Raw genomic sequence first — 23,288 nt, 5'->3', positions numbered from 1 at the left:
GATCACCATGAACCGTCGTGACCTGTTGAAAGCCCTGGCCGCCGCGCCCTGTTGTCGCACGCGGGCAGCCTGCTGGCCGCGCCCGCCACGAATGCGAAGCTGCTGTTTGTCTTCCTGCGCGGCGGCTATGACGCGAACAACCTGCTGGTGCCGCTCGGCAGCGATTTTTATTATGCATCGCGGCCGAATATCGCCATCGCGAAGCCCGGTGCGGATAACGGCGCGCTGGCCTTGAACGCCGACTGGGCCCTGCATCCCGCCTTGCGCGAGACCATCTACCCGATGTTCACTGGCGGCGAGGCGGCCTTCATCCCGTTTGCGGGCACGACGGATTTGACGCGCAGCCATTTCGAGACGCAGGACAGCATTGAACTGGGGCAGGAACTGGGCGGGCGCCGCGATTTCCGCTCGGGCTTTTTGAACCGGCTGGCGCAAAGCCTCAACAGCGGCAATCACGCCATTTCCTTCACGGACCAGCTGCCCCTGATCTTCCAGGGCGGCGTGCAAGTGCCGAACATGGGGCTGCGCTCCGTGGGCAAGTCCGGTATTGATGCGCGTCAAAGCCAGCTCATCGCCGCCATGTACAAGGGCACACCCTTGCAGCAACCGGTCAGCGCAGGCTTTGCCGTGCGCGCGGACGTGAGCCGGGAATTGACGGGAGAAATGCAGGCGGCCAACCGCAACGCCATCAGTACCAAGGGTTTTGAACTGGAAGCGCAGCGCATCGCCCGCTTGATGAAGGACAAATACAACCTCGGTTTCGTCGACGTGGGCGGCTGGGATACGCACGTGGGGCAGGGCGGCGCCAGCGGCTATCTGGCGGGGCGCTTCGACGAGCTGGGGCGGGGCCTGGCCGCGTTTTCGCAGGAAATGGGCAGCGAATGGCGCAATACCGTGGTGGTGGTGGTCAGCGAATTTGGCCGCACCTTCCGCGAAAACGGCAACCGCGGCACGGACCATGGCCACGGCAGCGTGTTCTGGGTGCTCGGTGGCGGGATCAAGGGCAAGCAGGTGGCGGGCGAACAGGTGGCGATTTCGCAGGCGACGCTGTTCCAGAACCGCGACATGCCCGTGCTGAATGAATACCGGGCCGTGCTGGGCGGCTTGCTGCGCCGCACCTTCGGTTTGACGCCGGCGCAACTCGATCACGTGTTTGCCGGCGTCAAGCCGGTGGAGCTGGGACTGGTATAAGCTTGGCGGGTGGCGTGTTACGCTATGCCTGCGCAACTGGCGCATAGCGAATACTGGCGGCCTGTGGCGCCGGGCACGAATGGAGTGGTATGACCGATACCCAGCGCGACATCGTCAGCGCAGGCTTTTCCCTGGCCCTGATCGCCGTGACGGCCTTCGTCATGCAGCGTTTCTTTTTGCCGCTCGTGTGGGCCGGCATCCTGTGCGTGGCCACCTGGCCCCTGTACCTGCGCGTGCGCGCGGCGCTGGGCCAGCGCACCATCATCGCGGCAGCCGTGCTGACCCTGGCGTTTGCCTGCATCTTCATCATCCCCGTGCTGTTCGGCGTGGCGCAGGCGGCGCGCGAAGTGCCCGTGCTGGCCAATTTCATCGTGCATGCGAATACGGACGGCTTGCCCGTGCCGGACTGGGTGCCGCATATTCCCCTGGCGGGCAGCGCCATCGGCGACTGGTGGCAAGCCACCCTGAGCCAGCCACACGGCCTCGGCCACTTCTTTGCGGGCAGCGCCGTGGGCGGCTTTCATTCCGCGCGCGACATGCTCAAGGTATTGGGCGCGGACGTCTTCCACCGCCTGGTCGACTTCGGCCTGGCCTTTTTATGCCTGTTTTTCTTCTACAAGGATGGCGAAGCGCTGACGCGCCAGATCACGGCCGTCGGCAGCCATTTCCTGCGCCCTGAACGCTGGGGCCGCTATGCGCAAAAGATCCCGACCGCCATCCGCGCCACCGTCAACGGCCTGGTGCTGGTGGGTCTGGCCGAGGGCGTGCTGATCGGCTTCGCCTATGCCATCGCCGGCTTGCCGTCGCCGGCCCTGTGGGCGTTCGCCACGGGCATCCTGGCCATCATCCCGTTCGGCGCGCCGCTCGCTTACCTGTGCGCGGCCGCCTTGCTGGTCTTCCAGGGCAATGTGGGCGCCGCCATCGGCGTGGCCGCCTGGGGCACCGTGGTGCTGTTCGTGGCCGACCACTTCGTGCGCCCCGGCATGATCGGCAACGCCACCCGCTTGCCTTTCCTGGCCGTGCTGTTCGGCATTTTGGGCGGCGTGGAAACCCTGGGCCTCGTGGGCCTGTTCATCGGCCCCGTCGTGATGGTGCTGTTCGTTACGCTGTGGTACGAAGCGAATGTGTTCGACAAGGTGGCGCCTGTCAAGACAGGCCCGAATACACCTGCCAGCCCGGCCGCCCCGGAACGCACGCAGTAATGAGGGGTCGGCCAGCGTTGCCGCTGGCCGGTACTGGCGCGCTCCCGGCGTGGCCGGGCGGAGCTGACTTTACAACAGGGTGCAAGCACCATGCTTTAAAGGCATTCTTAATGCGCCTTGGATAGAATGAGGAGCCAACGGCGCATCAGCAGCACTTCAACATAGCCCGGCTCGATGCCCGTACCGCACTCGATCAAGGGATTGACGGTGTAGTAGCGCTTGCGGAAGTCGCGGCAAACGAGGATTTCGCGCTTGCCCATGCGGACGAGGAAAGAGCTTGGGGCGTATTCCAGGCCGAACCGTGAGCCAAAACCGCTATTCAATGTTGCCATGACAATTCCTTTGAGGGAGATGTGTTGAACGAGTCATCAGAATAGCATAACTACTGTATGAAAACACAGCTACTGTATGAATAAACAGTATTTTTTTGCTGGTGTGGTTTTTTTGATCATCGCCAGGAACATGAAAGAGAGATCAGTTTGCAAGAGAATAATGACATGGGCATGACCACGGGCTGGACCATGAAACTGCGGCGCTTCGTCGAGGCGCGCCTGTCGCCCGAAGGCGAGCTGGGTCTGCATATGACGGTGGGCGTGGCGCTGATGCTGGTGGCCATCGTGGTCTTCCACGAGATCGCCGAAGCCGTGATGGGCATGGCCCAAATTACGGTGATCGACTTGCAGGTGGCGCAGTGGTTCAACCAGCATGCCGTGCCGTGGATCACCAGTTGCCTGCTGGTCGTCACGCATATGCATGGCGTGATCGGTGCCATCACCCTGGCCGTCTTGCTGGGCTGGTATCTGCACCGCAAGGGCGCCGATTACTGGCTGTTTACCCTGGTGATCACCATGCCGGGCGTCATGTTTTTGAACCTGCTGTTAAAGTACATTTTTGTCCGCGCGCGGCCCAGCTTTGACGAGCCCATCCTGCAGACGGCCTTGAGCACGTACAGCTTTCCCAGCGGCCATACGGCCACCTCGACAGCCCTGTACGGCTTGCTGGCCGCCTACCTGATTTGCCAGACGGCACCGGGCGCCTGGGGCAAGCGCATCGCCATCGCGCTGGCAGCCTTCCTGATGGCGTCGCTCGTGGGCTTCAGCCGCATCTACCTGGGCGCGCATTACCTGAGCGATGTGCTGGCGGCGATGGCGGAAAGCTATGGCTGGCTGGCCATCTGCATCGCCGGCGTGTCGACCCTGCGCCGCCGCCGGCATATCCGGCAAACCAGATAAGGGGAGTGATCCTGAGCAAGATTGCAGTCATCATCAATGCGGGCGCCGGTTGCGGCTATGCGCCCGACTGGGCGCAGCAGCTCGAAGCACAATTCCTGGCCGTGGGCCTCGACGCCGCCATCACCCTGGCGCAAAGCGGGGCCGAGATGATCGCCACGGCCGAGCAAGCCTTGCGCGATGGCGCGCCCATCGTCGTGGCCGGCGGAGGCGACGGCACCATCAATGCCGTCGCCTCCGTCGTCGTCGGCAGCGGCACGCCGTTTGGCGTCTTGCCATTGGGCACCTTGAACCATTTCGCCAAGGATTTGAATATTCCTTTGGCGCTCGATGCCGCCATCGCCAATGTGGCGCGGGGCGTGCCGCACCAGGTCGACGTGGGCGAAGTCAATGGCCGCATCTTCCTGAACAATTCCAGCCTGGGCCTGTATCCGGATATCGTGCGCGACCGCGAAAAGCAGCAGCGCCGCCTGGGACGGGGCAAGTGGCTGGCCTTCAGCTGGGCGCTGGTGGCCGCCTTGCGCCGCTATCCCTTTCTCAGCGTGCAATTGAAACTCAACGACGCCGTGCATGCGCGGCGCACGCCTTTCGTCTTCATCGGCAATAATGAATACTTGATGGAAGGCTTGAATATCGGCGAGCGCGAGCGGCTCGATGGCGGGCAGCTGAGCCTGTACGTGGCGCAGCGTCCGGGCCGCCTGGGCTTGCTGAAGCTGGCCTTGCACGCGTTGTTCGGCAAGTTGTCGCAGGCCAAGGATTTCGACGTGCTGACGGCCACCGACCTGGAGATCGCCACGCGACACCGCCGCCTGCGCGTGGCCACCGATGGCGAAGTGACCGTCATGAATACGCCGCTGCGCTACCGCATCCGCACGGCCGCGCTCGCGGTGATCGTGCCGGCGCCCGTGCCCGCAGCCAGCTAGGAGAGCGCCATGCGTACCATCGTGCATTTATCGGATTTGCATTTCGGCCGGGTCGACGGGGACTTGCTGGCGCCCTTGCGCGCGCTGGTCGAGCGCCTGGAGCCGGACGTGGTGGTGGTCTCCGGCGACCTCACCCAGCGGGCCCGCAGCGCCCAGTTCCAGGCGGCGCGGCACTTTCTCGACAGCTTGCCGGGGCCGCAGATCGTGGTGCCGGGCAACCATGACGTGCCCCTGTACAACGTCGTTTCCCGCTTCCTGACGCCGCTGGTGAAATACCGGCGCCATGTGACGGACGATTTGTCGCCCGAATACGTGGATGAGGAAATCGCCGTGCTGGGCATCAACACGGCCCGCTCATTGACGTTCAAGGATGGCCGCATCAGCCACGAGCAGATCGATTTCCTGCGTGAACGCCTGGGCCGCTTGTCGCCCGGTTTGACGCGCATCATCGTCACGCACCATCCATTCGACTTGCCCGAGCACTTCGACGAGGATGACCTGGTGGACCGCGCGCCGCAGGCGCTGCAGATGTTTTCCGAATGCGGCGTGGATTTATTGCTGGCGGGACATCTGCATGCCAGCGTGGCGGGCAACACGGCCGAGCGCTACAAGATCGCCGGTTACGCGGCCCTGATGGTGCAGGCGGGCACGGCCACGTCCACGCGGGGCAGGGGCGAGTCGAACTCGTTCAATGTGCTGCGCGTGGAAAACAGCTGCATCCGGGTCGAGCGCTACAGCTGGAATGAAGACAGCGCCGACTTTGAAAAGGTCAGCACGGAAGCGTTCGAACGCCAGGGCGGGGTGTGGGCCAGCTTGCGGCCGCTGTGATCGATGATGTGTTAATTACAGATGGCGTGCCGCATCCATGCGGTCATGCAAAATGCGGACGATGGCAATGCCATAGTGAGTGATGTGGAAATAAATCATGTGCCGTCCGACTTTGCGGCGCCGGTAGCCGGGCCGAATCTGCTCGCATGCCGGTGCCGTCTCGGGCGCGCGTGCCAGGTCATCGAAGGCTGCCGTCATGGTGTCAAGATAAAGACTGGCCTGCTGCACGCTCCACCGCTGCGACGTATACGCCCAGATCGCCTCAAGGTCACGTTCGGCGGCGGGCGTCAGCCGGTATTCAGCCATGCGCTGCCAGCATTCTCTGCTTGAAAGCCCTGGCGTCGAAAGGCTGGGGTTCGCCGCTGGCCTCGCCTTCCACCAGCGCCGCGCGGATCGCATCGAGTTCGGCGCTGCGTTCCTGTTCACGCCGGATCAGGTCGCGGATGTATTCGCTGTCGTTCGTATAGCGCCCCGCGTCAATTTGCGCCTTGATCCAGTCGTCCTGCTGGTCCGTCAAGGTAATGGTCTTGCGCACGGTTCCCATGGTGGTCCACTCCAGATATGAGCAGTACGACGATCGTCATACTATTGGTGCAATATAGTGCATATTTGTGCAAATATCCAGCCGCCTGATCGGTGCTTACAGCCAGTAGTTCATGAAACGGGCCGCCCACTCCTTCATGCGGTCGGAGATGGGGCGCGTTTCCCATTTCGCCTTGGTGATCTCTTCCGAGTCGCGCAAGTCTTCCTGGAAGGCGTTTTCCATTTCGCGGCCGAAGCTGTCGCCCAGCACGATCACGTTCAGCTCGCTGTTGTGCAAAAAGCTGCGCATGTCGATGTTGGTCGAGCCGACCGTCGACCAGGCGCCGTCGATGACGGCCGTCTTGGCGTGCAGCACGGCCAGTTTCAAGTGAAAGATGCGGATGCCGCCGGCCAGCAATTGGTCGTATAGCGCGTGTCCCGCATGAAACACGAGGCCGCTGTCGGACACGCCGGGCAGCACCACGGTGACGTCCACGCCCCGTTTCGCTGCCGCGACCAGCGCGTCGACCGTCTGCTGGTCGGGCACGAAATAGGCGGACGTGATGTGGATGGATTTCTTGGCTTCCTGGATGGCCAGGATGTAGGCCTTGTAGATTTCAAAGCCGCCGTCCGGTTCGCTGGCCACCACGCGCACCAGCTTGTCGCCCACTTCGGACAGCACGGGAAAATAATTGGCGTCCGGCAAGTCGGCCTGGTCTTGCTGGGCCCAGGTGCGGATGAACAGCCACTGGAAGGCGGCCACGGCCGGGCCTTCCACTTTCACGTGGGTGTCGCGCCAGCCCACGTCCTTCTTGTCGGTGGGCTTCGATTTCGAGCGGAACAGCGAGCTTTTCGCATAGGTATCGCTGATATTGATGCCGCCCGTAAACGCCGTCTTGCCGTCGACGATCAGCACCTTGCGGTGGTCGCGGTTGTTGATCTTCCAGTCGTCGCCCTTGAGCTTGGCGGGATTGACGGGATTGAAGGCCACCAGGTGCACGCCGGCCGCGCGCATGCGCTCAAAGAACGCCTGCGGCACGCCGATCGTGCCCACGCTGTCGTAGATGACGTTGACCGTCACGCCCGCCTGCTGCTTCTCGATCAGCATGTCGGCGAATTTCAGGCCCAGCGGGTCCTGGTCGAAGATATACGTTTCCAGGTTGATGCTGTTCTTCGCTTCGCTGATGGCCTGGAACATGGCGGCCATGGTTTGCGGGCCGTCAAACAGCAGGGTCACCTTGTTGCCCTTGATCAAAGGCACGCCCGTGGCCGCCTCTTCCAGCGCGGCCTGGGTCTTCAAGTCCATGCCGGACCTGGCCCAGCGCTTGTTGAGCAGGGCGGCCCGGCTGTTGACGTTCAGCACGGCGCCCTTGCCCGTGATCACCTTGGGCTTGGCCACGGGTTCCAGGGTGGTATTGAGATTTTTAACGTTTGGCAACGCGGCGCATGCAGCCAGGGTCCAGCACAGCAGTAGGGCGGTGAGGCAGGGTTGCATGCGGCGAGCGGTCATTTTTGAGCCTTGGTCGTGGGTGACAGGTTTGCCGAGTCATCGGCCAGTGCCAGTGGCGGCGGGTTTTTCGAGCCGAAGAAGAAGACGATGGGCGAGCGCAGGAAACGCTTGCCCAGTATCTTCAACAGTTGCATGCCGTGCTTGAAGCGCACCTGGCGCGAACGCAGGGCTACCCACAGGGCCAGGCCGAAGCTGACGAGCAGGTTGGCCGTGCCGATGGCGAAGATGCCCGACAGCGACTTGACGGCCAGTTGCCAGCTCATATTGTGATCGAGTCCCACCAGGGCTGTCGCAAAGTTGGCGGCCGAGAAGGTGATGTGGCGGATATCGATGGGCAAGCCGATCAGGAAGCCCAGGGTGCCGATGGAGCCCAGCAGGATACCGAAATAGAAGTTACCCATCAGGCCGCCCAGGTTGTTTTCCAGGTACAGGCCCAGCCGTTGTAAGCGATCCTGGCCGATCACGCGGCCCAGGCCGCGCAATTGCGCGATGCGCTGCGCCCAGCGCGTGTACAGGGCCTGGTTGTCGTAATAGCCGGAAATCAGGCCCGCGACGAACAGGCACACGCCCGCGATCATGGCGTAGAAGATGGCGGGGCTGCCGATGGGGTCGATATCGTGCAGCAGGTGCATGGCTTTTTCCGGCGATACCAGGTTGTGCCCCGTGATCGCCTTGTAGCCGAGCGCGATCAGCCACGCCGTAGGGATGGCCGTGGCCAGGTTGCCCAGCACGGCCATGTTTTGCGTGCGGAACACTTTGTTGATCAGTTCCGCCATGCTGTCGAGGTCGATGTTCCGGCCATCCTTGCTGTGCAGGCCGGCGGCGATGCGCGACGCCGTCATGGCCGGCTGCTTGGTGGCCACCGTGAAGTGCAGCAAGTGGATGAACATGAAGCCGATCGAGTAATTCATGCTGAACATGAAGGCTTCGACCAGCGGCGCCGAGCGCAGGTAGGACATCAAGATCTTGAACAGGGCCATGAAGCCGATGATCACGCCCGCGCCGGCGGACGAGAGGAACATGGCACCCATTTCGCGGCGGTTTTCCGCGATGTAGTGCTCGCCCGTGCGGCTGGCGTTTTCCGTCACATTGCGCGCCAGCAAGTTGATATTGTCGGAAAACAGGTCGCTGACCTTGTATTTGTGGTTATGCGCGCGTATCAGTTCCAGCGCCAGCCCGACGGCGCCCGCGCGGCGGCGGCTGACGGGCTGCGGGTGCAGCAAGTCTTGCGTGGCGTCCACCGTGATGGCGTCGATGTCCACGTTGCCCGAGGCCGGCAGCTCGCCGCTCGTGTCGACGAGGAACAGCAGCTTGCGCAAGCGGTCGATGCTCTGCGCCAGCGCCACCAATAAATACGTGAGGGGAATGCTGGTGCCCTGGTACAGCGCCTTCTTGCGGATCTTGGCGATGACGGCGTCGCACTGGTCCAGCATCACCAGCAAATGGCGCGCATCCTCGATGTGCTCGATATCGCCCTGCAGCAGGCTCGTATAGGCGTCCAGATAGGCGTTCACTTCCGTGTTCTGCACCATGAACGGCGACTGGAACACTTCAATTTCATTGTGGAAACGCGTCAGTTCCGGTTCCAGGCCCATGGCGCAGACGCGGTAGGACAGGGTACGGATGGCGTCGAGCATGCCCGGCAGCATGATATTGCCATCGCCGACGGCCAGTTCGACCTCATCGCTGGTCAATACGTCGAACAGTTCCAGCCAGTCCGTGGCGGGCACGTTGCTGATCCACAAATAATCGGTCTTCAAGTACAGCACCTGGTCGAGCGCGTCGTTCAGGTATTCGTCGCCGAGGGCGGGCGGCAGCATGCGGTAGGCGATGCGGCGTTTTAATTCTGTAAAGAAACCGCTGTTCGACAGTACGCCGATATCGGTGTACAGGCTGGCGTGGCGGCGCGCGGCCAGCACGCGCAGCACGTATTCGTGCAGGGCGCGCGCCTGCGCGGGGTTACCTTTGAGAAGCTGGCGCAGGGTGCGCACGTTGGCAATCGCGGTAGCGCTGTCGTGGGGGCGCTTGGGACGCAGTGAGTTGAATAATTCCACCAGCAAGTCGATATTGCTGGAGTTGGGGTCAATGCGTTCGAGGATAGCTAGCATGCAAAAAAACGGGCGAGCCGCTGTCGGTAAAACCAGTAGTGTACCGCCTGCGTCAGATCGCGCAACGTTCGCCACCGAACATTGCTTTACGGCAGGGCCTGCAATTCACGCCATTTTGCCGCAGTTGCCACAATCATGGTCAATCTTGCGTGTTGTCAGTGTGCGACGTGTTTCTTGGGACTAAGCTGAAGTTTCTGTTGTACAACGCACGGATGGCTGGACAAAAAGCGAGGATAAGGTAACACTGAGATCAGACACACAGCGCATGTCCTGATCAATACCGGGAAGTTTCAATTCACGTGACCGAGATATTTATCATGAAGACCTCGTATTTTGCGCTTGCTGTGATAGGGATGGGGCCATTCGCGCTGGGCGCGACGGCCCAGGCTGCCGATGGCGCGGGCAGTGCCGCATCCACCAACGTTGCCGTGTACGGCGTGCTCGACGCGGGCATCGTGGCCGAACGGGGCTGTGCCGCCGGTTGCGCCGGCGCCAAGCTGTCCGGCGGCGTCGCCTCCGGCTCGCGCCTGGGCGTGCAGGGCCGCGAAGCGTTGGGCAACGACGTCTCCGCCGTATTTACCCTGGAAGCGGGCATCCAGAACGACACGGGCCAGTCGGAAGATGGCCGTCTGTTCGGCCGCCAGGCCTACGTGGGCCTGGACAGCCGCCTGGGCGCGCTGACCCTGGGGCGCCAGTACAATCTGCAATACCTGACCCTGACCGACGTGGCCGACCCCTTCAAGGGCGGCATGGCCGGCAGCGCCAGCAACCTGGCCGGCTACAGCGTGAAACGCTACGACAATACCGTCAAATACGCGACGCCCGCCTTGCGCGGCGTGACGGCCAGCGCCATCTACAGCTTCGGCGAGTCGCCATACAGCAGCGCCAACAACCGCGCGTATGGCGCCACCCTCGGCTATTCGGCCGGCGCCGTGAATGTCAGCGTGTCGCACCAGCGCAAGAACAACTTCATCCTCGCCTCCGGCACCTTGCCCGCCATTGATATGTCGTCGCGCAACACCCTGATCGCGGCGAACATCGACCTGAAAGTGGCCACCGCCTTTGCCGCCGTGGGCGTGAATAAAGGCTATGGCAGCTCGCCGTGGGACCCGAACAATGCCTACAGCTCGCTGGCCCTGTCGATGTCGTCATCGGACAGCCGCGACACTCTGCTGGGCGTGTCCGTGCCCGTGGGCGGCTTCAAGCTGCTGGCCTCGTACGTGCGCAAGGACGACCGCGACCTGGCCAACCGCGACGCCAATCAGGTGGCCGTCGGCCTCACGTATTCCCTGTCAAGACGCAGCGATTTCTACGCGTCCTACGCGAAGATCCACAACAAGAACGGCGCCCGCTACACGGTGGGCAATGCCAGCGACGCGGGGCGTGGCGACGCCGCATTCAACATGGGTTTCCGTCACGGCTTCTGAGCGGCGGCGGATGGGGCCGGGCACGTTGCCCCCAGCCACTTGCCGTTGCTCGTCACATTCACCTGTTCCGGTGTGCCGCGCGCGCTCGTCGTCACCGCCAACTGCATATTGAAGGCCCGGTCGCCGGTGAACGTGAGCTGGCCTTCGCCGCTCGATTTCGGGTTGGCGCAGGTGAACGATACATGCATGCCGCCCGCGGTGTCGCTGTTCTTCGAGGTGCAGTCGCCGGGCTGGCCCGTGGGAATCTGCTTGCGCGCCGCCATCTCCGGCGTCACGCAGGCCGTCACGCGCACGGCGCCGTCGGCGCCCACGGTGGGCATGGCCATGCCGCGGCTGGCCGCCATGCTTTCCAGTTGCTTGCGTTGATCGGGAGGAAGGTTGCCCAGCTGCTGCAGCACCATGGACATGGCGTTGTCGGTGGCGGCGTCGGGCGACGCCATCTTGCTGTCGACTTGCCACAGGCCGGGCTTGATGGTGGCGGCCTGGGCTTGGCTGCCCAAGGCGGCGCAAGCGAGCAGAGTCAGGCGTAGCAGCGAGTGTTTCATGTTGGCGTCTCCAAAAAGGCAGACCCCAGCATACGGCATGGCAAGCGGAGCACGCTTGCCATTGTGTTACAAACTGTGATCGGGCTCGATGCGGCGCACGTCCACGCTGGCGATGCGGCGCTCGTCGGCCTCGACGATTTCATAGCGCAAGCCGTCGAGCTCCAGCACTTCGCCCACGGCTGGCATGTTCTCGAAATGCGCCAGCAGGAAGCCGGCCAGCGAGTTGTATTCGCCGTCTTCGCTGACCAGGGTTTCCGTCTCGAACACTTGCTCCAGGTAATGCAGGTCCGTCGCGCCATCGATGCGCCAGTGGCCGGGGCCCAGCACTTCCACGTCGGGCTGTTCGTCCTCGTCGGGGAATTCGCCTGCGATGGCTTCCAGGATGTCGATCGGCGTGAGCACGCCTTGCACGGTGCCGAATTCGTCGACCACCAGCACCAACTGGCCGCGCGAGCGCTTCAGGGTTTCCATGGCTTTCAGCACGCCGGCCGCTTCCGGCACGACGACGGCTTCGCGCATGCTGGCCGGATCGATCTTGCCATGCGAGACGAGGTCTTCGATCAGGTCCTTGCTGCGCGCGATGCCGGCCACATTGTCGAGGTCATCGTTGCAGACAGGAATCATGCTGTGCGGCGTGTCGCGCAGCAGTTGCAGCATCTTCTCGCTGCTGTCGTTCAGGTTGACCCACGAGACGTCGCCGCGCGGCGTCATCACGGAGCGGATCGAGCGTTCGGCCAGGGTCAGCACGCCGCTGACCATGTTGCGCTCTTCCACGCCGAAGGCGGAGACGTCGGGCAATTCCTTGACTTCGTGCTCTTCCACGGCTTCGCGGCCCTTGCGTCCGCCCAGCAGGCTCAGCACGGCTTGCGCCGTGCGGTCGCGCAGCGGCGCATTCGATTGCAGCTTGAGGAAGTTGCGGCGCGCCAGCTGGTTGAAGAACTCGATGACGATCGAGAAACCGATGGCGGCGTACAGATAGCCCTTCGGAATGTGGAAGCCCAGGCCTTCGGCCACCAGGGAGAGGCCGATCATCAGCAAAAAGCTCAGGCACAGCACGACGACGGTGGGGTGGGCGTTGACGAAGCGCGTCAGCACCTTCGAAGCCAGCATCATGACGACGATGGAAATGACGACGGCCGCCATCATCACGTACAGGTTTTCCACCATGCCGACGGCCGTGATGACGGCGTCGAGTGAAAAGACGGCGTCGAGCACGACGATCTGCGCCACCACGAGGCCGAAGCCGGCATAGACTTTCGGGCCCGTCTGGGCATGCGTGACGCCTTCGAGGCGTTCGTGCAGCTCGGTGGTGGCCTTGAACAGCAGGAACAGGCCGCCGACGAGCAGGATCAGGTCGCGCCCCGAAAACGAGAAGGTCCATATGGAAAACAAGGGCGTCGTCAGGGTGACCAGCCAGGAAATCAGCGAGAGCAGGCCCAGGCGCATGACGAGGGCCAGGGTCAGGCCCAGCACCCTGGCCTTGTCGCGCTGGTGCGGCGGCAGCTTTTCGGCCAGGATGGCGATGAAGATCAGGTTGTCGATACCCAGTACGATTTCCAGTACGACCAGCGTCAGCAGGCCGACCCAGATTGTCGGGTCAAATAACCATTCCATGTGTGTAACCTTGTAAAGTCAGTAAGTTTCAAGCTTGCCTGGTGGCTCGTGCCCCAGGGAACCGTGTTGCGAGTGCGTGGTGTGGCGGCGGACGCGCGGCGGCCGGGTGGCCTGCCGCGCGTCCGCTTCGGCAAGTGCCCCCGGTCCCGCTTGCCAAATGATGGCGCAAAACGGCGCTCCCTGGCGCGAGGTCGGGTATAGCGTGATGGGGTCGTTGTCGCATTCGTCGGCGTCGCAGTTGTCGCCGGGCAAGCCCACATGGGCGTCGGGGGCAAGGCAATCGGCGACGAAGGCAGGCGCGGCGGTAGTGCCGGCCGCGACTGCATGCTGGAATGGGGAAGGGCTGGCGTAAGCCATGCTGGCGAACGCCTGGGGTAGGGCGATGAAAACAAAAAGGCAGAGCAGGACGAGAGCTCGTCTCATATACAGGCAGATAGTTCTGGAACCGTGGAGTATAGCACGGGCACATAACAGCCCGATGACAGGACTTGCGCAACTGACAAGCATGACGTAAATTGCGAGAGCAATAATTTCACGTGGCGGCGAAGACGCAGCGCGGGCACCGTGATCATTCTTGCGTTCGTATCGCATTGTGCTTGCGTATCTTTCATTGCGCTTGCGCATCTTTATAACGTAGTGCCACCAGGACTCCGACTTGAAACCAATTACCGCCCTCCTGCTTGCCGCCGGCATCCTCTCGCCGTCGTTCATCCTGGCCGCCACCCCGGTCGATGCCGCGCCGGCCCAGAAAACCGGCAAGCTTGCCGCCAGCCGCGTCGCCGCCGTCAAGGTCACCTCCGTCGAAGGCATCACCGAATACCGCCTGGCCAACGGCTTGCGCGTGCTGTTGTTCCCGGATGCCAGCAAGCCTACGCTTACCACCAACATCGTCTACCTGGTCGGCTCGCGCCATGAAAACTATGGCGAAACGGGCATGGCCCACTTGCTCGAGCACTTGCTGTTCAAGCCCAGCGCCAACTTCGGCGTCAAGAAGGGAACCAAGACCCCCGTCGAGATCCTGAACTCGACGGGCGCGCAGTTCAACGGCACCACCTGGTACGACCGCACCAATTACTACGCCACCTTCCCCGCCAACGACGACAACCTGCGCCAGATGCTGGCCATGGAAGCGGACCGCATGGTCAACGCGGCCATCGACCAGAACGACCTGTGGAACCCGAAGACGCAAAAGGGCGAAATGACCGTCGTGCGCAACGAGTTCGAGATGGGCGAGAGCGACCCGATCGGCGTGACCAGCGAACGCATCCAGGCCATCGCCTACGACTGGCATAACTACGGCAAGTCGACCATCGGCGCCCGCTCCGACATCGAGCAGGTGAACATCCCCCGTCTGCGCGCCTTCTATCATAAATATTATCAGCCCGATAACGCCGTGCTGATGGTAGCGGGCCGCTTCGATGAAGCCAAGGTCCTGGCACAGATCAATGAGCTGTTCGGCAAGATACCGAAACCCACGCGCGTGATCGAACCGACCTACACGGCCGAACCGGTGCAGGATGGCGAGCGCGCCGTGACGGTGCGCCGCAGCGGCGGCACGCAGTTCGTCGGCGCCGGCTACCACGTGGCGCCGTCCGGCAACCCGGACGCCGTTGCCATCGAGGTGCTCGGCCACGTGCTGACCGATGCGCCGGCCGGCCGCCTGCACAAGGCGCTGGTGGAAACCAAGCTGGCCAGCAAGATCGAATACAACTCGGTGAGCAACCTGGAACCGGGCTACAACCTGTTCGGCGCGCTGGTGCCCGTCGATGGCAACCTCGATGCGGCGCAGGCGGCCATGCTGAAAGTGCTGGAAGACTTGAAATCGCAGCCGATCACGGATGCGGAAGTGGCGCGCGTGAAACAGCAGCTGAACAAGCAGGTCGAGCTGATCACTTCGAACACGGCGCGCATGACGATCGCCCTGACGGAGTCCCTGGCGGCCGGCGACTGGCGTCTGTTCTTCCTGCAGCGCGACCAGCTCGACAAGCTGACGACGGCGCAGGTGCAGGCGGCGGCCGAGAAATACCTGAAGAGCTCGAACCGTACCCTGGGCCGTTTCATCCCCACCGACGCGCCGGACCGCACGGTCGTGCCGGCCTACGCGGACGTGGCGCCGCAGCTGGCCGGCTACACGGGCCGCGCCGTGGTGGCACAGGGCGAGGCGTTCGACCCCAGCCCTGACAATATCGAGGCGCGCACCACGCGCTTCACCTTGCCGAACGGCTTGAAGGGCGCCTTGCTGCCGAAGAAAACCAAGGGCAGCAACGTCAGCGTCGTATTGAAATTGCAGCTCGGCAGCGAAGAAAGCTTGCGCGGCAAGGCGCAAGTGGGCGGCTACACGGCCAATTTGTTATCGCGCGGCACGGATAAACTGTCGCGTCAGGAAGTGAAGGACAAGTTCGACCAGCTGGGCATGCAGGTGGCCATCACGGGCGGCGCCGAGGGCGTGACCGCCATGCTGACGGGCAAGCGCGAGAACTTGCCGGCCGCCATGGACCTGCTGGCGCAAGTGCTGCAAAAACCGGCCCTGAGCGAAACGGAATTCCTGGAATTGCAGCGCGAGCGCGTGGGCCGCGCGGAGCAGGAATTGCCTGAACCGCAGCCGCTGGCCGTGAACGCCTTCCGACGCCTGCTCGACGCCACGCCGGAAGGCCATGTGCGCCATGTGGCCACCTTGCCGGCCGAGCTGGCGCAATGGAAAGCCATCAAGGTTGCCGATGTGAAAGCCTTCCATGGCGCTTACTATGGCGCGGCGAACGCCACCTTTGCCGCCGTGGGCGACTTCGACCCGGCCGCGCTGAAGGCGCAAGTGGCCAGCCTGTACGGCAGCTGGAAGGCGCAGCAGCCGTATGTGCGCATTCCCGACGCCGTCAAGCCCGTCAGCGGCGAGAAAGTCACGCTGGAAACGCCGGACAAGGCCAACAGCGTGCTGTTCGCCGTCCAGCCGGTTCCCCTCAAGGATGACGCGGCCAGTTATCCGGCCTTGCTGATCGCCAATCACATGCTGGGCGGCGGTGCCTTGCGCAGCCGCCTGGCCGACCGCATCCGCCAGAAGGAAGGCCTGTCGTACGGCGTCGGCTCGCAAGTGTCCGTGCCGTCGCGCGAACCGGCCGGCTACTGGATGGCCTACGCCATCAGCGCGCCGCAAAACACGGTCAAGGTGGAAGCGGCCCTGCGCGAGGAAATCGCCAAGGCGCTGGCCGACGGCTTTACACAAGAGGAACTGGCCGAGGCGAAGAAAGGCTGGCTGCAATCGCAGGAAGTGGGCCGCACGCAGGACAGCGGCCTGGCGCGCGAACTGGCCGGCTACCTTGCCGAAGACCGCACCATGGCCTACGACAAGGACCTGGAAGCCAAAGTGGCCGCCCTGACCCTGGCGCAAGTGAACCAGGGCCTGCGCGAATACCTGAAGCCAGCGGCCGTGTCGGTCGTGACGGCGGGCGACTTTGCCAAGGTGGCGAAAGAGGGCGAGAGCGGCGCCAAGGCAACGACGTCGAAATAAGCTACTTCAAAATAAGCTGCTTTAAATGAAAAAAACCCGTTGGCAAGTGACCGTGCCAGCGGGTTTTTTTACGATCTTGATTTTGATGTCAACGTCCCGACACCGAACAAAACCGTAGCGAGCGGAAGGGAGAGGTGGCCGAGAAGCGCAACCGTACTCTGGTACGGTGAGCATCGCAGGCCGCCTATACCGACGCGCAGTAGGTTTGGTTCGGTGTTACCCCGTGGGGCTAGCTCTGCTACGTAGATTTCCACGCGGCGATTGCGTGCGCGTCCCGAGGCATCCGCATTCGAGGCGATCGGCTCGCGGGCGCCGCGGCCCTCCGTGACGACGCGCGTCGGCGAGACGCCGCGCATGGCAAGGTAGTCGCGTGTGTGGGCGGCGCGTTCCACCGACAGCGGTTCGTTGATGGAATCGCTGCCCGTGCTGTCCGTGTGGCCGATGATGCTGACCGTGGTGTTCGGGTTTTCATTCAGCGTGGCGGCGAAGCGGTCGAGGATCGGGCGGAAGTTGCCCTTGATGTCGGCGCGGTTGGTGTCGAAGGAAATGTCGCTCGGGATTTCCATTTTCAGGCGGTTATCGGCCGTCTGCGACACTTGCACACCGGTACCCTGTGTCGCCTGTTCCATGGCGCGCTTCTGGTTTTCCATGCGGTTCGACCAGATATTGCCGACCACGGCGCCAGCTGCGGCACCGATCAGGGCGCCGCCGGCCGTGCGGCCGCTGCTGCCGCCACCGGTGGTGCCGCCGATCAAGGCACCGAGGCCCGCGCCGATGCCGGCGCCCGTGGCCGTGCCACGTTGCGTCGAGGACATGTCCGCGCAGCCGGTGGCGGCCAGCGCGATCACCAGCATGCCGATCAGGGATGTGGCGCCAGGACCTTTTTTGAATGCTTGTTTCATGGATTTTCTCCTTGTTTTGTTATTGGGACATACCCAGGAATTACCTGCACACGTTACTGCAAAATGCCGCGGCGTGCCAGTGCGTGCATACGGACGCAAAAAGCGGCAAAAAGGCGGCGCCCGTTTGCACGCGCGCCGCCCTGTCTGGCCAGTGCGCCAGCCTCTATAAACCGCGCCCGCTGATCAGGCGCAGCAGGATCATGATGACCGCGACGACCAGCAGGATGTGGATGAAGCCGCCAATGGTATAAGAAGTTACCAGGCCCAGCAGCCAAAGAATAATGAGTACGACGGCGATTGTATACAGCATGATGTGTCCTCCGAGAGTAATGTGTGGATGACGGCGACTGCCTTGGCCTTGTGCTGTCATCGGTTTTTGTCATTGCGCGGCGACTTGGTCGCTGAGCGCTGATGCCATGACTTATTGTCTACTTTGTTTCTGAAACTTTCTGTACGGTGCCGTACACAAGCCTTATTTACCCAACTTATTTGCTTTATTGGGCCAGCTTATTTGGCCAGATTCTGTTCGCGCATCGGCCGGCGTTCCTGCTCGCCATCCATGCCCGGTATCCAGGCCAGCATGCCGGCCATGCCGACGGCGCCGGCCAGGCAGCTGACCATGCCGCCCGTCAGCAGCAGCATGACGCCAAACACGGGGGCGCTGCTGGCCGCGGGGGCCAGGTCCAGCGCGCAGAAGCCCAGCGCGGTAGCCAATATGCCGCCGCCGATAAAGCCGAGCCAGATCCGGTGGCTGCCTGTCTTGTCGTTTTCCATCGCATCTCCTTGAAGATATCCGTTGAACTTTCTTGAATGCATCATCTCGCGGGACGGCAAGCTCATCTGTACGCCAGCGAACATTGCCAAAGAAAACGCCCGGACAGGCCGGGCGTGTGTTTGATTTGCTGCGCTGGCGGGCGGCGCGCTGGCCGCCGGGAGCTTAGCCGATGGCGCGCAAGCCGCCGTTGACGACGCGCACGCGGTCGCCCTGGCGCCAGTTCGGCGCGGCGCTCTGGTGCACGGTGCGCGTCTTGCCGTTATCGAGGCGCACGACGATGTTGTAGCTGCGCGTGGCGCGCACGCTGCCTTCGATCTGGTTGCCGGCCACGGCGCCGCCAACGGCGCCCAGCACGGTGGCCAGCTGCTTGCCGTGGCCGCCGCCGACCTGGTTGCCCAGCAAACCGCCGACGACGGCGCCGCCGGCCGCGCCCACGCCGCTGCCTTCGGCGCGCGTATTGACTTCATGGATGGCTTCGATCACGCCGCAATTGCCGCACACCTGCGGCGCCGGCGCGGGGGCGGCCGCGTATTGCGGTTGCGGTTGGGGCTGTGGCTGGCGCACGGGCTGCTGCTGTGGCTGCTGTTGCTGCGGCGGCAGGGCGGCCAGCGGCTGTGCGGCGGCAGGCTGCAGGTTCGCTGGCGGCTGGTTCGCCTGCAGGCTGGCCATCTGCTCGGCGGAAGTGCTGGCCGCCAGCGGCTGGCTATCACCCTGCGACGAGGGCAGCCAGCCCATCAGGGCCGCCGTGCCCACGCCGCAAAACAGCAGGACGGCGACGGCGGCGGCAAGCACCAGCGGATGGAGGGATTTGGTGGTGGTGGTCATGGAGAGCTCCTTGGTTTTTATAAATAATGAAATGGGTAGTGCGTGTTATCCGTGCGATTCGCGTGTATTGCCAGTGTGCTGTGCCGCTTGCCTCGCTTCCGTGCGTCACCGTACATACAGGGATGGTATGGCACCGTAGGCTAGGTAAAAATTATGTCGAGTTGTAACGGCACCAAGGAAAAGCAATGCCACTAACGAACGCCAGCATGACCCTGTCCCGCGACGCAGGCCGATCCGGCCTGGGCACGCCTGCGGGCACGCTTGACGCGGGCAACCGTCTGCTGGCCAGCCTGCCCGAGCACGACTTGCGGCACCTGACGGCGCTGTTCGATACCGTCACGGTCGAGGTGGGCGAGGTGCTGTACGAGCCGGGCCAGCCTATCGGCCACATCTACTTCCCCGGCGACTGCCTGATCTCGCTGCTGGCCGTGGCGGAAGGCCGCATGACCCTGGAAGTGGGCTCCGTCGGCCGCGAAGGCGTGCTGGGCGCATCCGTCGCGCTGGGCCACGACCTGGCGCAAGTACGGGCGGTGGTGCAACGTTCCGGCACGGCCAGCCGCATCTCGCGGACCGATTTCTGCGCCGAGTTCGCTCAGCTCGAGTCCCTGCAGCGTTTGCTGTACCGCTACACGGACACCCTGCTGGCGCAAGCCATCCAGATTGCCGTGTGCAGCCGTTTCCACGTGCTCGAGGCGCGGCTGGCCCGGTCGCTGCTGATCACGCGCGACCGCCTGCAGTCCGAAAAATTTCACCTGACCCATGAATTCCTCGCCCACACCCTGGGGGTGCGGCGCGTCGGCGTGACCAAGGCGGCCAGCGCGCTGCAACAGCAAAAGCTGATTACTTACAGTCGCGGCAACATCGAAATCCTCGATTCCGCCGGCCTGGAAGCCGTTTCTTGCCGCTGCTACGAGCTGGTCAAGGATAGCGGCGCCATCGGCATGGCCAACGTCTTCGTTTAATTTCCTCAGAATAACTTTTCAATGTCGTCAACGGAAGCCGGACGCAAAAAGCGGGGCAGGCGCCTGGGCGCCCACCCCGCTCTTCGGATGGCCGATTACTTCGGCTTGACCTGGTTGCCGATCACGCCGCCGACTGCGGCGCCGCCGACTGCGCCGACAGCGCTGCCGCCCGTCAGCACGGAACCGGCAACGGCACCGACGCCGGCGCCGATGGCCGTGTTCTTATCCTGGTTGGACATGTTGGCGCAAGCAGTCAAGCTCAGCAGCAGAGCGGCAACGGAAGTGGTAGCGGCGATTTTTTTAATGATTTGCATGATAGTTCTCCTATGAATTCGGACCTCGTGGCGCCGGCATGGTATGGGCCGGGGGACTTCGTATCGCCACGTCTTGGGTGTTTCAGGCACGATCACAGAATAGGATTGTGACAAGGCAGGGTCTGTTCGGCAACGCACATAGGGGTGTAACAATTGTAATCGTGCACGGCTGCCCTCTCTTCCCCTCTTGTTCAGCGGTGTTTGCGCGCCGTCTTGCCCGGCTTCGGCGCCACCGGTTTCACGCGCGCCTGGGCCAGCAGCGCCGCGCATTCGCTGTCTTCGACGGGGCCGGTATTGACCAGCGGCAGCAGTGCCGCCACGGGCGCCACCACGGCCAGCGCCAGGGCGCCGCCGGCGCGCAGGGCCAGCACGCCCTTGTCGACGCTCACGTCGGGCTTGCTGAAGGTGCCATGCACATACAGGGGCGAGCGCAGCGAAAAGACGCGCAAGCCCTTGCTGTCGGGCCGCAAGGTCAGGTCCAGCCGTTCAACGGCCAGGTTCACCGTGCCATCGATATGCAGGACGGCGTCATCCGTGTCGACGATGAACTGGCGCGTCTGCATCAATCCCTTGGTGACGGCGAAGTCGGCGGCCATGCAATTGAGCTTGACCTGCTTGTCACCGGCCAGCTTGGCCAGCACGACACTGCCGATATTCAAGCCCATTTCTTCCAGCAGCAGCTTGCTGATGCTGCCCCGGTTGATCAGCGCGCGCACTTCGCCGTTCGAGCTGCCCAGCAGGCTGGCGACGGAATTGCCCGTGGCCGACAGTGAAGCGTCGCCATTGATTTCGCCCACGCTCGCTTGCAGGGCTGGCAGGCGGGGGAACAGTTGCTGGATATGCAGATGGCGGGCGCTGGCCTTGAGTTCGGCGGCGATGCCGTTGGCGATGACCTTGCCGCTGCCGTCGAGCTTGATCTGCGAGCTCAGGGTGCCGCCCGCCACGTTGAAGTTGAGCGGCGTCAGGGACAGCACGCCGTCCGTCAGCACCACGTGCGTGTCGAGCTTGCTGATCGGCAATTCGGCGTCGCGCGTGATCTTGTCGGCCGTGTAGCGCACGTCGGCGTCCAGGCTGGTCCAGCGCTCCGTCTTGAAGGTTTCCACCGGCAGCACGCGGCCGGCCGGCTGCGTCGACGGCACGCCACGCTCCTTCTTGCTGGCGCTGGAATCGGCGCCTACCAGCGGGCCCAGATCGGAAAATTGCAGCAGGCGCGAGTGGACTTCGCCCGTCAGGCGCTTGCGCGGCTTGCTGGCGGAAAAGGCCAGCTTGCCACTGATGTCGCTCGAACCCACCTTGCCGCTGAACTGGTCGTAGACCCACTCGCCGCCGCGCGGCGCCAGCGTGCCCGTCAAATGGCCTTCCGTGCTGAAATGCGGCGTTTCCGGCAGCAGCACGCCCGTCAAGGGGTACAGCCGGGCCATGCTGGGCCCCGAAATTTTCAGGCGCACGTCGAGTGCGGCCAGGTTTGCCGGACGCGTCAGGGTGCCTTCGATGGCCACGCTGCTGCCGCCCGCGCGCATGTCGGCCTGGATGGGGAAGGGCGTGCCTTGCTGCTGCAGCGACAGCACGCCGCCCGCCTTGCCGCCGCCCTTGATGGTTTCGCCATGGTATTTGCCCGACAGCGTCCACGCGATGCCATAGCGCGTATCGCCGGCGATGGTGTCGACATCGGCGCGCATGGCCGTGCCCGTCACGTCATCGTCGAGCACCACCGTGCCCTTGCTGAAGACCACGCTTTGCAGTTCCAGCTGCCACGGCGATGGCTGCTCCTGCTTGTCGAAGGTCCAGTTGTTCTTGCCGTCCTTGTTGCGCAGCAAACGCACCTGCGGCGTGTCGAAGCGCAATTCCGGGATGACGATCTTTTTGTCCAGCAGGGCCAAAGGATTGAGAGAGAACGCCAGCTGGCTGACGCTGGCCAGCTGCGCCTGGTCACCCGTCCCGGCCATGGCACTCGGGTTGCCCAGGCGCACGTCCTTGGCCTGCAAGTGCGGCCAAGGCAAATAGTCGCGCCAGCTTTGTTTGCCTCCAGTCGTGGGCTGCTGCCACGTCAGCGTCAGGTCGCCCGCGATGGCGAACGGTCTCCCCAGTGCTTCGCTGGCGCGCGCATTGAGCCAGGGCTTGGCGCGGTTCCAGTCCATGTTCAGCAGGACGATGGACGCCGTGACGGGCAGGGCGACGAGCACGGCGGCGCTGGCGAGGGCGATTTTCTGGCGGCGCGAGAGGGAGGTAAAGCGTGGCATGGGAGAGATTCTTTCTGGACAAGTATTCACGATGCTACAGGAATCGCTTCAAAGCCGGGCCCGTTTCTCGCTTTTGCGGTCCGGCACGTGCGCTGGCGCACGTTGCCGATGCAAGTATTGTCGATTTCCTACTCTATGTGCGGCACCGAACGGATATGCGGGAAGCCGGAGCCTATAACGTCATACATCAAACGCAGTTCCTGATTCCAGATGCACCGACGTTGATACCTACCGCTTAAACATTCTCCAGGAGAAAAAATGACAAACCGAGATTTCAAGATTTCCCCGCTGGCCGCCTTGGCCGCCTGCGCCACGGCCGTCGTCCTGATGACGGGCTGCTCCAGTCTGAAAACGCCAGCCACGGCCGATGTCGCCGTGTCGCGCGCCGCCGTCGATAACGCCGCCAGCGCCGGCGCCGCCGACCTGGCACCCGATGAAATGCGTTCGGCCCGCGAAAAAATGCGCATGGCTAACCAGGCCCTGAAAGACCGCGACTACAAGACGGCGCGCGAGCTGGCCGACCAGGCGCAAGCCGATGCCAAGCTGGCGCAAAGCAAGGCCAACTCGGCCAAGGCCACCAGCGCCGCCGATGAAATCAACGAGAACATCCGCGTCATGCGCGAAGAACTCGACCGTGCCAATCAGCAAGCCCCAAAACAATAACGAATA

21 protein-coding genes and 2 pseudogenes are annotated in these 23,288 nt (G+C 63.3%); 9 read left to right on the top strand and 14 right to left on the bottom strand.

What is annotated here, in order from left to right; all coding sequences use genetic code 11:
• The first annotated feature begins 7 nt into the window (after window positions 1-7).
• Window positions 8-1,191: pseudogene (locus ACRHIG_RS25205) on the top strand (DUF1501 domain-containing protein).
• Window positions 1,192-1,280: 89 nt separating this feature from the next.
• A complete protein-coding gene (locus tag ACRHIG_RS25200; RefSeq protein WP_489628278.1) occupies window positions 1,281-2,393 on the top strand; it encodes an AI-2E family transporter in 1,113 nt (370 codons plus the stop codon).
• Window positions 2,394-2,500: 107 nt separating this feature from the next.
• On the opposite strand, the gene ACRHIG_RS25195 is transcribed toward ACRHIG_RS25200, so the two are convergent.
• Complete coding sequence (locus tag ACRHIG_RS25195) at window positions 2,501-2,725, bottom strand: hypothetical protein (protein ID WP_010396348.1); 225 nt, start codon at window positions 2,723-2,725, stop codon at window positions 2,501-2,503.
• A 147-nt stretch (window positions 2,726-2,872) separates the two neighbouring features.
• Between ACRHIG_RS25195 and ACRHIG_RS25190 the strand changes: the two genes are divergently transcribed.
• From ACRHIG_RS25190 to ACRHIG_RS25180, 3 genes are read left to right on the top strand one after another with little or no spacing between them, the layout of a single operon-like run.
• Window positions 2,873-3,625 carry a phosphatase PAP2 family protein gene (locus tag ACRHIG_RS25190; RefSeq protein WP_489628277.1) on the top strand — a complete coding sequence of 251 codons (753 nt, stop codon included), beginning with the start codon at window positions 2,873-2,875 and terminating at the stop codon, window positions 3,623-3,625.
• A 5-nt stretch (window positions 3,626-3,630) separates the two neighbouring features.
• Complete coding sequence (locus ACRHIG_RS25185; protein ID WP_489628276.1) at window positions 3,631-4,545, top strand: diacylglycerol/lipid kinase family protein; 915 nt, start codon at window positions 3,631-3,633, stop codon at window positions 4,543-4,545.
• Between the two features lie 9 nt (window positions 4,546-4,554).
• Complete coding sequence (locus ACRHIG_RS25180; protein WP_475415967.1) at window positions 4,555-5,373, top strand: metallophosphoesterase family protein; 819 nt, start codon at window positions 4,555-4,557, stop codon at window positions 5,371-5,373.
• A 15-nt stretch (window positions 5,374-5,388) separates the two neighbouring features.
• On the opposite strand, the gene ACRHIG_RS25175 is transcribed toward ACRHIG_RS25180, so the two are convergent.
• The 4 genes from ACRHIG_RS25175 to ACRHIG_RS25160 form a co-directional block, all read right to left on the bottom strand.
• Window positions 5,389-5,679: a type II toxin-antitoxin system RelE/ParE family toxin gene (locus ACRHIG_RS25175; RefSeq protein ID WP_475415966.1), complete on the bottom strand. Its 291-nt coding sequence runs from the start codon at window positions 5,677-5,679 to the stop codon at window positions 5,389-5,391.
• Window positions 5,672-5,917 (bottom strand): type II toxin-antitoxin system ParD family antitoxin, encoded by a 246-nt coding sequence (locus tag ACRHIG_RS25170; RefSeq protein WP_070224900.1) that lies wholly within the window; start codon window positions 5,915-5,917, stop codon window positions 5,672-5,674. Before ACRHIG_RS25170 ends, ACRHIG_RS25175 begins: the two co-directional genes overlap by 8 nt.
• Before the next feature lie 96 nt (window positions 5,918-6,013).
• Window positions 6,014-7,405 (bottom strand): cardiolipin synthase, encoded by a 1,392-nt coding sequence (gene cls / locus ACRHIG_RS25165; RefSeq protein ID WP_489628275.1) that lies wholly within the window; start codon window positions 7,403-7,405, stop codon window positions 6,014-6,016.
• Complete coding sequence (locus ACRHIG_RS25160; RefSeq protein WP_489628274.1) at window positions 7,402-9,513, bottom strand: site-specific recombinase; 2,112 nt, start codon at window positions 9,511-9,513, stop codon at window positions 7,402-7,404. The genes cls and ACRHIG_RS25160 overlap by 4 nt, the downstream gene beginning before the upstream one ends.
• A 317-nt stretch (window positions 9,514-9,830) precedes the next feature.
• Here ACRHIG_RS25160 and ACRHIG_RS25155 point away from each other — a divergent pair, with 317 nt between their 5' ends.
• Window positions 9,831-10,940, top strand: a complete 1,110-nt coding sequence (locus ACRHIG_RS25155; protein WP_489628273.1) for a porin — start codon at window positions 9,831-9,833, stop codon at window positions 10,938-10,940.
• On the opposite strand, the gene ACRHIG_RS25150 is transcribed toward ACRHIG_RS25155, so the two are convergent.
• From ACRHIG_RS25150 to ACRHIG_RS25140, 3 genes are all read right to left on the bottom strand, one after another.
• Window positions 10,928-11,485 carry a DUF3617 domain-containing protein gene (locus tag ACRHIG_RS25150; RefSeq protein WP_489628272.1) on the bottom strand — a complete coding sequence of 186 codons (558 nt, stop codon included), beginning with the start codon at window positions 11,483-11,485 and terminating at the stop codon, window positions 10,928-10,930. The two genes, ACRHIG_RS25155 and ACRHIG_RS25150, sit on opposite strands and share 13 nt — an antisense overlap.
• Window positions 11,486-11,551: 66 nt before the next feature.
• The gene (locus ACRHIG_RS25145) at window positions 11,552-13,099 is read right to left on the bottom strand and encodes a TerC family protein (RefSeq protein WP_489628271.1); all 1,548 of its coding nucleotides are present in this window, start codon (window positions 13,097-13,099) and stop codon (window positions 11,552-11,554) included.
• Between the two features lie 18 nt (window positions 13,100-13,117).
• On the bottom strand, window positions 13,118-13,456 hold the full coding sequence (locus ACRHIG_RS25140) for a hypothetical protein (RefSeq protein WP_489628270.1): 339 nt from the start codon (window positions 13,454-13,456) through the stop codon (window positions 13,118-13,120).
• A gap of 298 nt (window positions 13,457-13,754) precedes the next feature.
• Between ACRHIG_RS25140 and ACRHIG_RS25135 the strand changes: the two genes are divergently transcribed.
• Entirely contained in the window at window positions 13,755-16,601 is a 2,847-nt protein-coding gene (locus ACRHIG_RS25135) for a M16 family metallopeptidase (RefSeq protein WP_489628269.1), read from the top strand.
• 227 nt (window positions 16,602-16,828) lie between these two features.
• Here ACRHIG_RS25135 and ACRHIG_RS25130 read toward each other — a convergent pair.
• The 4 genes and pseudogenes from ACRHIG_RS25130 to ACRHIG_RS25115 form a co-directional block, all read right to left on the bottom strand.
• Window positions 16,829-17,455, bottom strand: a pseudogene (locus tag ACRHIG_RS25130) (YiaD family glycine zipper/OmpA-like lipoprotein); the annotation flags it as partial.
• 211 nt (window positions 17,456-17,666) lie between these two features.
• Window positions 17,667-17,813, bottom strand: coding sequence for a lmo0937 family membrane protein (locus ACRHIG_RS25125; RefSeq protein ID WP_121670992.1), 147 nt, complete (start codon window positions 17,811-17,813; stop codon window positions 17,667-17,669).
• Between the two features lie 197 nt (window positions 17,814-18,010).
• Window positions 18,011-18,277, bottom strand: coding sequence for a hypothetical protein (locus ACRHIG_RS25120; RefSeq protein WP_475413717.1), 267 nt, complete (start codon window positions 18,275-18,277; stop codon window positions 18,011-18,013).
• A 163-nt stretch (window positions 18,278-18,440) separates the two neighbouring features.
• Window positions 18,441-19,103, bottom strand: a complete 663-nt coding sequence (locus ACRHIG_RS25115; protein WP_475413716.1) for an outer membrane lipoprotein — start codon at window positions 19,101-19,103, stop codon at window positions 18,441-18,443.
• Between the two features lie 185 nt (window positions 19,104-19,288).
• Between ACRHIG_RS25115 and ACRHIG_RS25110 the strand changes: the two genes are divergently transcribed.
• Window positions 19,289-20,065 carry a Crp/Fnr family transcriptional regulator gene (locus ACRHIG_RS25110; RefSeq protein ID WP_475413715.1) on the top strand — a complete coding sequence of 259 codons (777 nt, stop codon included), beginning with the start codon at window positions 19,289-19,291 and terminating at the stop codon, window positions 20,063-20,065.
• A 95-nt stretch (window positions 20,066-20,160) separates the two neighbouring features.
• On the opposite strand, the gene ACRHIG_RS25105 is transcribed toward ACRHIG_RS25110, so the two are convergent.
• Both ACRHIG_RS25105 and ACRHIG_RS25100 read right to left on the bottom strand, forming a co-directional pair.
• Window positions 20,161-20,379, bottom strand: a complete 219-nt coding sequence (locus ACRHIG_RS25105; RefSeq protein WP_076570450.1) for a YMGG-like glycine zipper-containing protein — start codon at window positions 20,377-20,379, stop codon at window positions 20,161-20,163.
• Between the two features lie 191 nt (window positions 20,380-20,570).
• Window positions 20,571-22,619 carry an AsmA family protein gene (locus ACRHIG_RS25100; protein WP_489628268.1) on the bottom strand — a complete coding sequence of 683 codons (2,049 nt, stop codon included), beginning with the start codon at window positions 22,617-22,619 and terminating at the stop codon, window positions 20,571-20,573.
• Window positions 22,620-22,877: 258 nt separating this feature from the next.
• On the opposite strand from ACRHIG_RS25100, the gene ACRHIG_RS25095 reads away from it, so the two are divergent.
• A complete protein-coding gene (locus ACRHIG_RS25095) occupies window positions 22,878-23,282 on the top strand; it encodes a DUF4398 domain-containing protein (protein ID WP_046682424.1) in 405 nt (134 codons plus the stop codon).
• The last annotated feature ends 6 nt before the right edge of the window (window positions 23,283-23,288 follow it).

Source organism: Janthinobacterium sp. C22 (assembly GCF_057919405.1).
The sequence above is the reverse complement of the archived record's forward strand: the minus strand, read 5'-3'. Positions and strand labels throughout refer to the sequence as shown.